This is a genomic window from Achromobacter xylosoxidans, assembly GCF_014490035.1.
Lineage (GTDB): Bacteria > Pseudomonadota > Gammaproteobacteria > Burkholderiales > Burkholderiaceae_B > Achromobacter > Achromobacter bronchisepticus_A.
In genome coordinates this window covers 4,708,321-4,722,190 of record NZ_CP061008.1, presented here as the reverse complement: position 1 = coordinate 4,722,190, position 13,870 = coordinate 4,708,321, and the positions used below count along the sequence as shown (strand labels likewise).

General features: G+C 65.6%; 11 protein-coding genes and 2 tRNA genes. 6 read left to right on the top strand and 7 right to left on the bottom strand.

Annotation, left to right across the window (positions count from 1 at the left end; genetic code table 11):
* Positions 1 to 17 precede the first annotated feature (17 nt).
* The 5 genes from IAG39_RS21885 to IAG39_RS21865 form a co-directional block, all read right to left on the bottom strand.
* Positions 18 to 1,688, bottom strand: coding sequence for an FMN-binding glutamate synthase family protein (locus tag IAG39_RS21885; RefSeq protein ID WP_118932218.1), 1,671 nt, complete (start codon positions 1,686 to 1,688; stop codon positions 18 to 20).
* Positions 1,689 to 1,772: 84 nt separating this feature from the next.
* Positions 1,773 to 2,999 carry a YeeE/YedE family protein gene (locus tag IAG39_RS21880; RefSeq protein ID WP_165867812.1) on the bottom strand — a complete coding sequence of 409 codons (1,227 nt, stop codon included), beginning with the start codon at positions 2,997 to 2,999 and terminating at the stop codon, positions 1,773 to 1,775.
* 143 nt (positions 3,000 to 3,142) lie between these two features.
* Positions 3,143 to 4,423 (bottom strand): arsenic transporter, encoded by a 1,281-nt coding sequence (locus IAG39_RS21875; protein ID WP_059378560.1) that lies wholly within the window; start codon positions 4,421 to 4,423, stop codon positions 3,143 to 3,145.
* Between the two features lie 12 nt (positions 4,424 to 4,435).
* A complete protein-coding gene (locus IAG39_RS21870; RefSeq protein WP_059378520.1) occupies positions 4,436 to 5,380 on the bottom strand; it encodes an AEC family transporter in 945 nt (314 codons plus the stop codon).
* A 27-nt stretch (positions 5,381 to 5,407) separates the two neighbouring features.
* Complete coding sequence (locus IAG39_RS21865; RefSeq protein ID WP_059378557.1) at positions 5,408 to 6,301, bottom strand: DMT family transporter; 894 nt, start codon at positions 6,299 to 6,301, stop codon at positions 5,408 to 5,410.
* 113 nt (positions 6,302 to 6,414) lie between these two features.
* On the opposite strand from IAG39_RS21865, the gene IAG39_RS21860 reads away from it, so the two are divergent.
* Positions 6,415 to 6,864 carry a GNAT family N-acetyltransferase gene (locus tag IAG39_RS21860; protein ID WP_373428999.1) on the top strand — a complete coding sequence of 150 codons (450 nt, stop codon included), beginning with the start codon at positions 6,415 to 6,417 and terminating at the stop codon, positions 6,862 to 6,864.
* Between the two features lie 155 nt (positions 6,865 to 7,019).
* Here IAG39_RS21860 and IAG39_RS21855 read toward each other — a convergent pair.
* Positions 7,020 to 7,104: transfer RNA gene (locus IAG39_RS21855), tRNA-Leu, on the bottom strand.
* A gap of 161 nt (positions 7,105 to 7,265) precedes the next feature.
* Here IAG39_RS21855 and IAG39_RS21850 point away from each other — a divergent pair.
* Positions 7,266 to 7,877: a tRNA-uridine aminocarboxypropyltransferase gene (locus IAG39_RS21850; RefSeq protein ID WP_059378518.1), complete on the top strand. Its 612-nt coding sequence runs from the start codon at positions 7,266 to 7,268 to the stop codon at positions 7,875 to 7,877.
* A gap of 111 nt (positions 7,878 to 7,988) precedes the next feature.
* On the opposite strand, the gene IAG39_RS21845 is transcribed toward IAG39_RS21850, so the two are convergent.
* Positions 7,989 to 8,073: transfer RNA gene (locus IAG39_RS21845), tRNA-Leu, on the bottom strand.
* A gap of 243 nt (positions 8,074 to 8,316) precedes the next feature.
* On the opposite strand from IAG39_RS21845, the gene rnr reads away from it, so the two are divergent.
* The 4 genes from rnr to IAG39_RS21825 all read left to right on the top strand — a co-directional run bounded on the left by rnr (position 8,317) and on the right by IAG39_RS21825 (position 13,695).
* Positions 8,317 to 10,791 (top strand): ribonuclease R, encoded by a 2,475-nt coding sequence (gene rnr, locus IAG39_RS21840; RefSeq protein ID WP_059378517.1) that lies wholly within the window; start codon positions 8,317 to 8,319, stop codon positions 10,789 to 10,791.
* Between the two features lie 130 nt (positions 10,792 to 10,921).
* Positions 10,922 to 11,659 (top strand): 23S rRNA (guanosine(2251)-2'-O)-methyltransferase RlmB, encoded by a 738-nt coding sequence (gene rlmB / locus IAG39_RS21835; RefSeq protein WP_013392619.1) that lies wholly within the window; start codon positions 10,922 to 10,924, stop codon positions 11,657 to 11,659.
* A gap of 52 nt (positions 11,660 to 11,711) precedes the next feature.
* Positions 11,712 to 12,956, top strand: coding sequence for a cystathionine gamma-synthase family protein (locus tag IAG39_RS21830; protein ID WP_118932219.1), 1,245 nt, complete (start codon positions 11,712 to 11,714; stop codon positions 12,954 to 12,956).
* Between the two features lie 58 nt (positions 12,957 to 13,014).
* Positions 13,015 to 13,695, top strand: coding sequence for a Fe2+-dependent dioxygenase (locus tag IAG39_RS21825; protein WP_118932220.1), 681 nt, complete (start codon positions 13,015 to 13,017; stop codon positions 13,693 to 13,695).
* Positions 13,696 to 13,870: the final 175 nt, after the last annotated feature.

Genomic DNA, 13,870 nt, shown 5'->3' with positions numbered 1-13,870 from the left:
GCCCGGCGGCAGCCGGATCAGACTTGCGCGGCGGCCGGCGCGGCATGGGCGGCATGCTCTTGCGCCAATGCGGTGGTGATGTCGTGGGTCGGCTGGAACGAACTGGCCTGGGCCATGGCCCAGCCCGCGCGGAATACCTGATGGCGGAATTCGCCGCGCAGCAGTTCGCCCGGCGCGAGTTCCGGGAACAGCGCCGACAGCAGCCGGATTTCGCTGGAGGAGATGCGGCGTGCGATATGGTGCGGGCGCAGTTGGCCGGGGTGGGTCAGGCCGGCCGCGGCCAGCAGTTCCGCCAGCGCATGCAGCGTGTTGCGGTGGAAGTTGGCCACGCGCTGCGCCTTGTCCGGCACCACCAGCGCGCGCTGGCGCAGCGGGTCCTGCGTGGTGACGCCGGTGGGGCATTTGCCGGTGTGGCAGGCTTGCGCCTGGATGCAGCCGATGGCGAACATGAAGCCGCGCGCGGCGTTGCACCAGTCCGCGCCCATGGCCATGACACGGGCCATATCGAAAGCGGTGATGATCTTGCCGGATGCGCCCAGCTTGATGCGGTCGCGCAGGTTCACGCCGATCAGCGTGTTGTGGACCAGGCGCAGCGCTTCGCGCAGCGGCGTGCCGACGTGGTCGACGAACTCCACGGGCGCGGCGCCGGTGCCGCCTTCGGCCCCGTCCACCACGATGAAATCCGGCGTGATGCCGGTTTCCAGCATGGCCTTGACGATGGCGAACCACTCCCACGGGTGGCCCACGCAGAACTTGAAGCCCACCGGCTTGCCGCCGGACAGTTCGCGCAGGCGCGCCACGAACTTCATCAGGCCGATGGGCGTATCGAAGGCGGAATGGGTGGCCGGCGAATTGCAGTCCTGCCAGGCCACGACGCCGCGCGCTTCGGCGATCTCCGGCGTCACCTTGCCGGCGGGCAGGATGCCGCCATGGCCGGGCTTGGCGCCCTGCGACAGCTTGATCTCGATCATCTTGACCTGCGGCGTACAGGCATTCTTGACGAAAGCCTCTTCGGAGAACGCGCCGTGTTCGTCGCGGCAACCGAAGTAGCCCGAGCCGATGTTCCAGACCAGGCTGCCGCCCGGCTGGCGGTGGTAGCGGCTGATGCCGCCTTCACCGGTGTCGTGCGCGAAGTCGCCCTGGCGCGCGCCTTCGTTCAGGGCCAGGATGGCATTGGCCGACAAGGCGCCAAAGCTCATGGCCGACACGTTGAACGCGGACATGGAGTAGGGCTGCTTGCACTCGGGGCCACCCACCGTGACGCGGAAGTCGGTGTCGGGGATTTGCGAGGGCGACATGGAATGGTTGATCCATTCGTAGCGGTCGCCGTAGACGTCTTCCTGGGTGCCAAAGGGACGCTTGTCGATCTCGCGCTTGGCGCGCTGGTAGACGATGGAGCGCTGCGCGCGCGAGAACGGCGCGGCCTGCGTGTCGTCTTCCAGGAAGTATTGGCGGATCTCGGGCCGGATGAATTCGAACAGGAAGCGCAGATTGCCCAGGACCGGATAGTTGCGGCGGATGGCGTGGCGCGTTTGCGCCAGGTCATAGACGCCCAGCGCGGCCAGCAGTGTCAGCGGCACGGCCAGCCAAAGCCAACCGGGCGAGCTGGTCGCGGCCAGGGCGGCGGTAACTGCGGCGCCGATCAGGGTCAGTAAAAAGGCCGTGTAGCGGCCGAAAATCCAGCTCATGTCCATCTCCGTATTTCGGGATGGAGCAACCATACACCAGGAGCTGTCCCGCCGTGCCAGCGGACAGCCCTGGAATACTGTTTCTCAGCAGCTGGACGCCGCCGGGGTCTTTTCGACGGCGAGGCCGAAGGCGGGGCGCAGGCGCACACCCAGGGCGCTGCCGGCGAAGGCGGCCGGCAGCCACAGCCAGGCATGCAGGCTGCCCGACAGGATGCCGCTGAAGTAGGCGCCGATATTGCAGCCGAAGGCCAGGCGCGAACCATAGCCCAGCAGCAGGCCGCCGATGACGGCGCCGGCCAGCGAGCGGGCCGGCACCTTCCAGATGGGCGCGAACTTGCCGGCGGCGCTGGCCGCGGCCAGCGCGCCCAGCATCAGGCCGATGTCCATGACGGTGGTGACGTCCTGGCGCAGCGGCGCGGCCAGCGAGGGCTGCTTGGCCCAGTAGGCCCAGGTGGCCACGTCGCCGCCCAAGGCGTCGAGGGTCTTGGCGCCCCACAGCGCGAAGGCGGACGTGATGCCCCAGGGGCGGCCAGCCAGCGCCAGCGTGGCGAAGTTCAGCGCGACCAGCGCCACGCCGCCCCAGATCAGCGGCCAGGGGCCTTGCAGCAGGGAGGCCGGGCGCGCGGTGCGCGAGGCGAACGAGATCACATGGCCGTGGCGGCGCTTCTCCAGCGCCGTGGCCGCCCACGCGATCAGCGCGAACACGGCCAGGTTGATGGCCAGCGCGGGCGCCAGGCCCCAGGTCTTGATCAGCGAGGTCGGCGCCAGCGCCGGCAGGCTCGACCACCAGCCGAAGTTGGCGGTCGCAATGACCGAGCCGATGATGAAGAACAGCAGCGTGACCACCATGCGGGTGTTGCCGCCGCCGACCGCGAACAGCGTACCCGAGGCGCAGCCGCCGCCCAGTTGCATGCCGATGCCGAACAGGAAGGCGCCCAGCAGGACTGAGACTCCCGGGGGCGACACGAAGCCGCTGACGGGTTGGCCAAACAGCGTGCCGGCCGCCAGGAAGGGGAAGAACAGCAGCACGCCCGCGGCCAGCATCAGCATCTGCGCGCGCAGCCCCGCGCCGCGGCGGTCGGACACGAACACGCGCCAGGCCTGCGTGAAGCCGAAGGAGGCGTGGTACAGGGTCACGCCCAGCAGGGCGCCGACGATCCACAGCGCGCCCTGGCGCCAGCTGACGGTCTCATGCAGGTACAGGGCGCCCGCCAGCACCAGCAGCAGGGCGATCCAGAGCGGCTTGCGGTTGATCTGGATGGGCGGCAGGGCCGAGGAAGGCAGGGGGAGAGTCGAGGCGTTGGTGCTCATGGGCGAGTCCCGGAACTTGATACGTAAGAAAGCAAAACGGGCGCGCGCAGGCACCCGTGTGATGGTTGGAAGTCTAAAGCGGTGGACGGCTGGATCAAAACACCGATTAATGCCTTTTATATAACTAAAAGCTATATAGAAGTTTACTGCAGGCGCCAAGCCAGCGCGGCCAGCGTCAGCAGCAGCACCGGCAAGGTCAGCACGATGCCGACCTTGAAGTAGTAGCCCCAAGTGATGCGCAGACCCTTGCGCGCCAGCACGTGCAGCCACAGCAGCGTGGCCAGGCTGCCGATAGGCGTGATCTTGGGACCCAGATCGCTGCCGATGATGTTGGCGTAGATCATTGCGTCCTTCACGGCTCCCGTGGCGCTGGTGTCCGCGATCGACAGCGCGCCCACCAGCACGGTAGGCAGGTTGTTCATGATGGACGACAGGAAGGCGGTGATGAGGCCCGTGCCCATCGCCGCGCCCCAGACGCCGTATTCCGCGCAGCGGTCCAGCACTTGCGCCAGGTGCGCGGTCAGGCCGGCGTTGCGCAGGCCATACACCACCAGGTACATGCCCAGCGAGAACACCACGATGTGCCAGGGCGCCTCGCGCATGATGCGGCGCGTGCCGACGATGTGCTGCCGTCCCGCGATCAGCAGCAGGCCCAGCGCGCCGACGGCGGCGATGGCGCTGACCGGGATGCCCATGGGTTCCAGGATGAAAAAGCCCGCCAGCAGCAGGGTCAGCACGACCCAGCCGGCGCGGAAGGTGGTCAGGTCGCGGATGGCGGACGCGGGCGCGGGCAACTGGCTCACGTCGTAGCGCGGCGGAATGCTGCGGTGGAAAAACAGCAGCAGCACCCCCAGCGTGGACGCCACGGCCATCAGGTTCACCGGCAGCATTACCGATGCGTACTCGCCGAAGCCGATATTGAAGAAGTCGGCCGACACGATGTTGACCAGGTTGGATACGATCAGCGCGATGCTGCCCGTGTCCGCGATGAAGCCCGCAGCCATCACGAAGGCCAGCGATGCGCCGGGGCCGAAGCCCAGCGCCACCAGCATTTCCATGACGATGGGCGTAAGGATCAGCGCCGCGCCGTCGTTGGCGAACAGGGCGGACACGGCGGCGCCCAGCAGCACGATCAATACGAACAGCAGCCGGCCGCGGCCGCCGCCCCAGCGCGCCACGTGCAGCGCGGACCATTCGAAAAAGCCGGCCTCGTCCAGGATCAGGCTGGTGACGATGATGGCGATGAAGGTGGCGGTCGCGTTCCAGACAATGCGCCAGACATCCGCGATGTCGGCCAGGTGGACCACGCCCGTGGCCAGGGCAAGCGCCGCGCCCAGCACGGCGCTCCAGCCGATCGACAGGCCCCTGGGCTGCCAGATGACCAGCGTGATGGTGAGTACGAAGATGGCGACGGCGAGCAACATGATGAAGAGCAATCAGGAGATCGGGTGTGCGCTGATCCAGGCGACCAGCAGGCTGACGGTCAGCACCGATGCGACGGTGGAAACCAGGATGGCGCGCGAGGTCACGCGGGCGTCGCGGCCGTACATCTGGGCCAGCATGAAAGGGCCGGTGCCGATGGGCAGCGCGCTCATCAGCACGGCGGTCCAGGCCCACACTGGCGGCATGGCGAAGACGTAGAACGCCAGCACTGCCGTGACGGCGGGCTGCAGCAGCAGCTTGCCGGCGACCAGGCGCATGACGCCGGGCCCCGAGCTGGACGTCTCCGTCTGCGCCAGGAACAGGCCGATCGTGACCAGGGCGCAGGGACTGGCGGACGCGCCCAGCAAGGCTACGTAGCGGTCCACGCCCTCCGGCAGCGCGAGGCCGGTGAAAGCCCAGGCCAGGCCCAGCAGCGGCGCCGCCAGCAGCGGGTTGCGCAGCAGCGCGCGGCCGACCTTGAACAGGGTCAAGGACAGGTTGGGCGTCTGCTGGCGGTCGAACTCGATCAAGGCGATGGCGAAGCCGAACAGCACGCTGGCGGTGAGCAGGGTGGTGAATGTGGCGGGCGCCATGCTGTCAGGGCCCAACAGCGCCAGGCACAGCGGAATGCCCATGTAGCCCGCGTTGGCATAGGACGCGGCCAGGCCCTGGATGCCACGGTCGGTCAGCGCGCGCTGCGTGCGGCGCGCGCCGAGAAACGAGGCCAGGAACGTGACGGCGATGCCACCCGCGAAGGCGCCCACGAAACCCCAGTGCGCCATGTGCGTCAGGTCCACCTGCGTCATGGCGCGGAACAGCAGCGCGGGCAGCGACAAATAGACGACATAGCGGTTCAGCGCGTCGGTGGCGCCGGCGCCCAGGATGCGCCAACGGGCGGCTAGCCAGCCGGTCAGGATCAGCGCGAAGACCGGCAGGGCGGAGGTAACGACAGCGTTCATGGGCAGGGATCTGGTGGGGCGCTCATTCTACTTGGCGGCGGTGCGCGCCGTGCGCGTCACCAGCAGGATGCCGAGCGCCGCCAGCGCCATGCCCGGCCAGGCCAGCGCGGGAATGGCTTCGCCCAGGATGATCAGCGCAATGATGGCGGTGCAAGGCGGCACCAGGAAGAACAGCGCCGACACGCGCGAGGCCTCGCCGTAGCGGATCATGGTCAGCAGCAAGGTGATCGCCACCAGTGAATTGCCCACGACCAGGTAAGCCAGCGAACCCAGCAGGGGCCCGGTCCATTCGATGTGCATCGGCTCCAGCCAGAACGCCAGCGGCGCGGTGGCGATCAGGCCGACCGCGTACTGCACCATGTTCGAGGTGACGGGATGCGTCTGCACGCCAAAGCGCTTTTCATACAGCGTGCCGCCGGTGATGCAGAGCAGGGCGCTGATGGCGAACGCCAGGCCCAGCGGAGAGATCACGTCGATCGAGGCCTTGGCGATGATCACGAGCGCCGCGCCCGATACCCCCAGCCCCAAGCCTGCCCAACGGCGGGCATCGACCTTCTCGTGCGCAATCACCGGCGCCAGCAGGCCGATCAGGATGGGTTGCAGCGACGTGATCAGCGCCAGGGCGCCGGCCGACATCCCCTGTTTGAGCGAAAGGTAGGTAAAGCAGAAGTAGCCTGCCTGCAACAGCAGCCCGACCATCGCCAGGTGGCCCCAGGCACTGGCGCCGCGCGGCAGCGGCGGGCGCAGGAACAGCATGAAGGGCGCAAGTATCAGCACCACGCAGGCGTAGCGCAGCGCCAGGAACGTCATGGGGTCGGCATAGGCCAGGCCCACTTTGAGCACGACGAAACCGCTGGACCAGAGAAGCAGGAAGAGCGCGGGCGCGGCTTTCAACCAGGCGGGGGGAGCGGCAGGCGGCATGTGGGGGAACATGGACGACGTGGGCAAGCCGCGATCGTACCCCCTTTTGGCCATTGTTCATCCCTGCCAAAATGGGGTTTAGGATTCTTTTATTCATTTGCTGCACGCGAGGGATGGACATGTCGACCAACAAACAAGCAACGGTGCGTATCGCCCTGGGAACCTGGGACCGTTTGCGCGACGACGCGTATTCGGTGCGCCACGAAGTGTTCGTCGTCGAACAGAAAGTGCCGCCCGAGGTCGAGCTGGACGACGATGACGCCGTGTCGGTGCACGCCGTGGCATACGGCCCGGACGGCACGCCGATGGGCACGGGCCGGCTTCTGCCCGATGGCCATATCGGCCGCATGGCGGTCCACAAGAAGGCCCGTGGCATGGGCGTCGGCAGTCAGTTGCTGGACGCGCTGATCGAACAGGGGCATGGCGACGGCCATCGCATGCTGGTGCTGCACGCGCAGACGCACGCGGCGGGCTTCTACCAAGCCCATGGCTTCAATGTGGAAGGCGAGGAATTCGTCGAGGCCGGTATTCCGCACGTGGTCATGACTCGCGTGCTGAAGTAAGGCGGGCCGCCCGGCTCAAAGCGTCTGCCTGTGAGCCGGGTCGGGCAATCAAACAGGCTGGATAAAGAAAAGGGCCGGACAAAGAAAAAACCCCGGACGCTTACGCGTTCGGGGTTTTTTTGGCGCATCACGCAGGTACCTCGTGATGTAATAATTGGTGCCCAGGAGAGGACTCGAACCTCCACACCTTGCGGCACATGGACCTGAACCATGCGCGTCTACCAATTCCGCCACCTGGGCGCTGATGCTTTACTTGTCGCTTCGCTTTCGCGTTGTTTCTTGTTCAGCAGCAGAGGAATGAGATTATGCACACTTTTTTTGAAGTGTGCAAGTCGTGTGGCTTTTTTTTCATGTTTTTTTGCTGCCGGGCCGCTTTCGAACTTTCGATATAGTGTCGCCCCATGTCCCGTACCCTCTGCACGCGTTGCCTGCGTCCTCTATCGCACTGCCTGTGCGCGCTGATTCCCTCGCTTTCCTGCCGCACCCAAGTGGTGGTGCTGCAGCATCCGAGCGAGGCGCGCCATGCCTTGAACACCGCGAGGCTGGCTGTGCTGGGCCTGGATGGCGCGCGCCGCGTCGTCGGCGAATATTTTTCGGAAGACGATTGGGCGTTGCCGGGCTATCTGCCGCGCCTGCTGTTTCCGGGCGAAGGCGCTGAGGTACTGACGCCGGGTTATGGGCAGGAGCTTGGCGCGCCGATCAGATTGATCGTGCCCGACGGCACCTGGGGGCATGCGCGCAAGCTGCTGCATATCAATCCCGGGCTTGCCGCGTTGCCGCGCGTGATGCTGCCTGCGGGACTTTCCACGCGCTACCGGGTTCGCCACGCCGACGTGCCAGGTGCGCTGTCGACGATAGAGGCTGTGACGCATGCCTTGAATGCGCTTGAGGCGCCGATGAATTTCGATGCGTTGTTAAAGCCTTTCGAGGCCTTGATCGACGGTCAGATCGACGGCATGGGCGCCGACCTGTATGCGCGGCATCATTTGAATCGCAAGGTGCCGTGGCGTTGAAGCGACGAGGGTAGGGCGATGCAAAGCAAAAGCCCCGGAAATCTTGCGATTTCCGGGGCTTTTTAGCTTTTGCCATCAAGACCGGCTTGCATGGTCTTGATTGAAATTCCGTGGTGCCCAGGAGAGGACTCGAACCTCCACACCTTGCGGCACATGGACCTGAACCATGCGCGTCTACCAATTCCGCCACCTGGGCACTGAGAGATACTGTCAGAAGTATGTGATACGCTGCCGCTCTAGTTGCATCGCTTCAGTTAAAACACATTAACTAAAACATGCGTCCAAAGTGCAGTTGGTTCTACAATAAGGTTTTTAAGCAACTTGCTTTTCAAACCCCGGCTGGGTTTTAAACTTCCCGGCCCTTCTGACCATTTTCTGCTTCAGTGTTCAGCCTTGGGCGAACCACAGAAGCTGCGCATTATATACGGAAATTTTAGCTTTGGCAAAACGATCGAATAACGAATCGAATAACAACAGATCAACACCCTTGCCCGAAGCGCCGCCGGACTTCGATCCTGATGTCCCGTCCCGTGAAGCCATCCTGAAAGCGCTGCGCGCCGCAGGCTCGCCGCTGTCTCCGGTGGAACTGGCCGAACGCATGGGCGTCGAGCGCGCCGCGACGATGGTGGGATTTGAGCGCCGCCTGGGCGCCATGGAGCGCGACGGCCAATTGATGCCCAACCGCAAGGGCGTGTTGCTGCTGGCCACCAAACTGGACTTCGTTGCCGGCAAGGTGCTGGGGCATCGCGACGGCTTCGGCTTCCTGCTGCGTGATGACGGCGGCCCGGACCTGTTCCTGTCGCCGCGCGAAATGCTCAAGGTGCTGCATGGCGACCGCGTACTGGTCAAGCCCACTGGCGAATACCGCGGCAAGCCGGAAGGCACCATCGTCGAAGTCATTGAGCGCCGTACCAACAAGCTGGTGGGGCGCTTCCTGCACGAGCATGGCCTGTCCATCGTCGTGCCCGAGGACCAGCGCATCAAGCATGACATCCTGATTCCGCCCAGCGACACCAACGGCGCCCAGCATGGGCAGGTGGTCGCGGTTGAAATCATGGAGCAGCCCACGCGCCATACGCAGCCGCTGGGCCGTGTGGCCGAGGTGCTAGGCGAGATCGACGATCCCGGCATGGAGATCGAGATCGCGGTGCGCAAGTTCGACGTACCGGTCGATTTCTCCGAGGCCGCGCTCAAGCAGGCCGCCCGCCTGCCGGACGTGGTCAGGAAGACCGATCTCAAGGACCGCGTCGACCTGCGCGACGTGCCGCTCATCACCATCGACGGCGAGGACGCGCGTGACTTCGACGACGCGGTGTACTGTGAACCCGTGGAGCTGGGCACGGGTCAGCGCAAGCGTCCGGGCTGGCGCCTGCTGGTGGCCATCGCCGACGTCAGCCACTATGTGCGTCCGGGTGACGCCCTGGACGACGACGCGATCGAACGCGGCACCAGCGTGTACTTCCCGCGCCGGGTCATCCCGATGCTGCCGGAGTCCCTGTCCAACGGCTTGTGTTCGCTGAACCCGGACGTCGACCGCCTGGTGCTGGTTTGCGACATGGTCATTCCGGCCAGCGGCGCCAAGGCCGGCACCGTCACCGCCTACCAGTTCTATAACGCGGTCATGCACTCGCATGCGCGCACCACCTATACGAACATCTGGGCCGCCCTGCAGCAGCCCGGCGGTCCGGCCGCGCACGCCATGCGCAGCGTCATGCCCCAGGTCCAGCACCTGTACGAACTCTTTCAACTGCTGGCGCAAGGGCGCAAGAAGCGCGGCGCCATCGACTTCGACACGGTCGAAACCAAGATCGTCTGCAACGAGCTCGGCCGCATCGAACAGATCGTGCCGTCGGTGCGCAACGATGCCCACAAGCTGATTGAAGAGTGCATGCTGGCCGCCAATACCTGCGCGGCAGACTTCATGGCCCGCAGCAAGCATCCCGGCCTGTACCGCATCCACGAAGGCCCCACGCCCGAGCGCCTGCAATCGCTGCGCGAGTTCCTGCGCACCATGGGCCTGTCGCTGGGCGGCGGCGAGACGCCCACGGCCAAGGATTACGGCGATTTCCTGGATTCGGTGCGCGGACGCCCCGACTACCAGCTATTGCAGACGATGTGCCTGCGCTCCATGCAGCAGGCGGTCTACAGCCCCGACAACATGGGCCACTTCGGCCTGTCCTATCCCGGCTACAGCCACTTCACCTCGCCCATCCGCCGCTATCCCGACCTGCTGACGCATCGTGTCATCAAGGCGTTGCTGGCTGGTCAGCGCTACGTGCCCAGCCTGGAAGACCAGCCCGTGGTGATCGGCCGCACGCAGCGCGAGCACGAACATGCCATCTGGGAAAAGATGGGCCTGGTGCTGTCTGCCAGCGAGCGCCGCGCAGACGAGGCGTCGCGCGACGTTGAGGCCTGGCTGAAGTGCTGGTTCGTCAAGGAGCGCGTGGGCGAGGACTTCAGCGGCACCGTTACCGGCGTCGCCAGCTTCGGCATCTTCGTCACGCTGGATACCCTGCACGTCGAAGGGCTGGTGCATGTTTCCGAGCTGGGCGGCGAGTACTTCCAGTTCAACGACGCCCTGCACGAGTTGCGCGGCGAGCGTACCGGCATGCGTTACCGCCTGACCGACAAGGTGCAGGTGCAGGTGTCGCGCGTGGACCTCGAAGCCCGCCGCATCGAGTTCCGCCTGGTGCAGGGCACCAGCTTCGACGCCTTGCGCAAGGCCTCGGCCCGCAGTCCGGACGAGTCTTCCCGCCGCGTCAAGAAGGCAGCGTCGCCCAAGCCCGCCGCCCTGAAGGGCCAAACCGCCAAGGAGCGGCGCGCCGAGGCCAAGAAGGCCAGCAAGCCGCCGCGGGCGCCCAAGGCATCCAAGCGCGCCGCGCCGGCCAAGAAGGCCGCGCACAAGCGCCACTGACACTTCCTTATGGCGCGGCCGTCGTAGGGCGGCCGCGCCATAAGGGGTAACATTGCATCTATGGCCGGCTTGGTCCGGTGGCCCGCCCCGCTCTGGGGCGGGTATTCGTTTATCTAAAGGTATTGCATTTATGGCGTCGACCCAAGTCCTGGCCGGGTTTCACGCGGTTGTTGCGCGGCTGCGCCACGCGCCCGACTCGATCAAGGAAATCTATGTAGAGGCGTCGCGCCGCGACAAGCGGATGCAGACGTTCATCGAGCAAGCCGAAAAAGCGGGCTGCCGCCTGCATCCGGTCCCCATGGAGCGTCTGGACGGGCTATCCCGCGGCACCCGCCATCAGGGCGTGGTGGCGCTGGCCGAAGAGCGCCAGCTGGCGGTGGACGTGGATGAGGTGCTCGACGTCATCGAAGGTCCGCCGCTGCTGCTGATCCTGGATGGCGTGACCGATCCCCACAACCTGGGCGCCTGCCTGCGCACCGCTGATGCCGCCGGCGTGCACGCCGTCATCGCGCCGCGCGACCGGGCCGTCGGCCTGAACGCGACCGTGCAGCGCGTGGCGTGCGGGGCGGCCGATACGGTGCCCTATCTGATGGTGACCAACCTGGCGCGCACCATGCGCAGCCTGAAGGACCGCGGCGTGTGGCTGGTGGGCACGGACGACCAGGCCACCGACAGCATGCACCAGATCGATGCGCGCCAGCCCATGGCCTGGGTCATGGGGGCGGAAGGCGAGGGCATGCGCCGTCTGACGCGGGAAACCTGCGATCAACTGGTGAACATTCCCATGCTGGGTTCGGTGGAAAGCCTGAACGTCAGCGTGGCCAGCGCCGTCTGCCTCTATGAAACTGTGCGCCAGCGCCGTTCCTGATTCATCCGTCTTGCCTATCTTGTAGACCACACCCTCTTCGCGTCAGCTCATCATGCACCAGAACGGCTTTACCACCACGATCCTCCATTCCGACCGCAAGCAATCCGTCGAGCACGGAGCGGTGCACAAGCCCATGCATCCGTCCTCGGAGTTCGCCTACGAAGACGCGCGCGAGCTGGCCGCGGTCTTCCAGGGCAAGGCCGGCTTCACCTATGCCCGCCAAGGCACGCCCACCACCACCGCGCTGGAGGCCAAGGTCAACCAGATGGAGGGCGGCAAGGGCACGGTCAGCTTCGCGACCGGCATGGCCGCGCTGGCTGCCATCTTCACCACGCTGCTGCGCCGCGGCGATCACCTGGTGTCCAGCCAGTTCGTGTTCGGCAACACCAACAGCCTGCTGGGCACGCTGCTGGAGCTGGGCGTGGAGATCACCTTCGTGGACGCAACCGATTCGGCGCAGGTGCGCGCGGCGATCCAGCCCAACACCCGCATGGTTTTCACCGAAACCATCGCCAACCCGGGCACGCAAGTTGCTGACCTGGCCGTGATCGGGGAAATCTGCCGCGAGAAGGGTCTGGTCTATGTCGTCGACAACACCTTGACCTCGCCCTGGATGTTCCGGCCGGTCTCGGTCGGGGCGTCCCTGGTGATGAACTCGCTGTCCAAATACATTGGCGGTCATGGCAATGCATTGGGTGGCGCCGTCACGGACACGGGGCTGTATGACTGGTCGAACTACTCGAACATCTACGAGGCCTATCGCAAGGGGCCGTCCACCAGTTGGGGGCTTACGCAGGTCAAGAAGAAGGGTCTGCGCGACATGGGAGGCACCTTGGCGGCCGAACCCGCGCACCGCATCGCGGTGGGTGCCGAGACCCTGGCCCTGCGCATGGCCAAGCACTGCGCCAACGCGCTGGCGCTGGCGCGCTTCCTGGAGGATCATCCGGGCGTGGCCAAGGTGCATTACCCCGGGCTTGCCAGCCACCCGCAGCATGCGCGCGCGGCGGCGCTGTTCGGCTCGCGCTTCGGCGGCCTGCTGGGCGTCGAGCTGGCGGACGGGGTGGACTGCTTCGATTTCCTGAACCGCCTGCGCATCGTGCTGATGGCGACCCACCTGGGCGATACGCGCAGCCTGGCGCTGCCTGCCGCCCACACCATCTATTACGAAATGGGTGCCGAGCGCCGTAAGCAAATGGGCATCGCGGACAGTCTCATCCGCGTGTCCGTGGGCATCGAAGACGAGGCCGATCTGCTGTTTGATTTCGATCAGGCGCTCAACGGTTGCCTGCAGGGATAATGCGGCACGCGCGCGGCCGGTGGCCGGGCGCGCCTGCAACGCAATCGGGATAGCGCCCATGCTCATACAGATCGCAGAAGTTTTCACGCCAGAAGAGGCGGCCGAGATCCGGCGCCGCCTGGATGCCGCCGATTGGGTCGACGGCAAAGTCACGGCCGGCTATCAGTCGGCCGAGGTCAAGCGCAACCGCCAACTGCCGGAGCAGCATCCTCTGGCCCAGGAACTGGGCAATCTGATCCTGCAGCGCCTGGCGGCCAACAACCTGTTCATGTCGGCCGCGCTGCCGCGCAAGATCTTTCCGCCCTTGTTCAATCGCTACGAGGGCGGGGAAGCGTTCGGCTATCACGTGGACAACGCGGTGCGCGGCATCGCCGGCACGGCTGAGCGCGTGCGCACCGACCTGTCGGCAACGCTGTTCTTCTCCGACCCCGACTCCTACGACGGCGGCGAGCTGGTCATCGATGACACCTATGGCCCGCGCGCGGTGAAGCTGCCGGCGGGGCACATGGTGCTGTACCCGGGCACCAGCCTGCACAAGGTCAATCCGGTGACGCGCGGCGCGCGCGTGTCGTCGTTTTTCTGGATGCAAAGCCTGGTGCGCGAAGATAGTCAGCGCGCGCTGCTGCTGGACATGGACGTGGCCATACAGCGCTTGAATCAGGATGCCGCGGGGCATCCCTCGATCGTGCAACTCACCGGCATTTATCACAATTTGCTGCGTCGATGGGCCGATGTCTGACGCAAGTTAACGATCGTTTTCGAGGGTGTCGCGCAAACACCGAAATGCGTGTTTCTGTTTATTGCGAAACGGTCTAAAAGCTAGTATTGACGCGGGTTGTGGTGAGGTTTTCGCTTGACAGCCGCGCCACGCCAAGGCCTAATACACGTCTGCGTCGCTGGTGATTTGAAGGCAA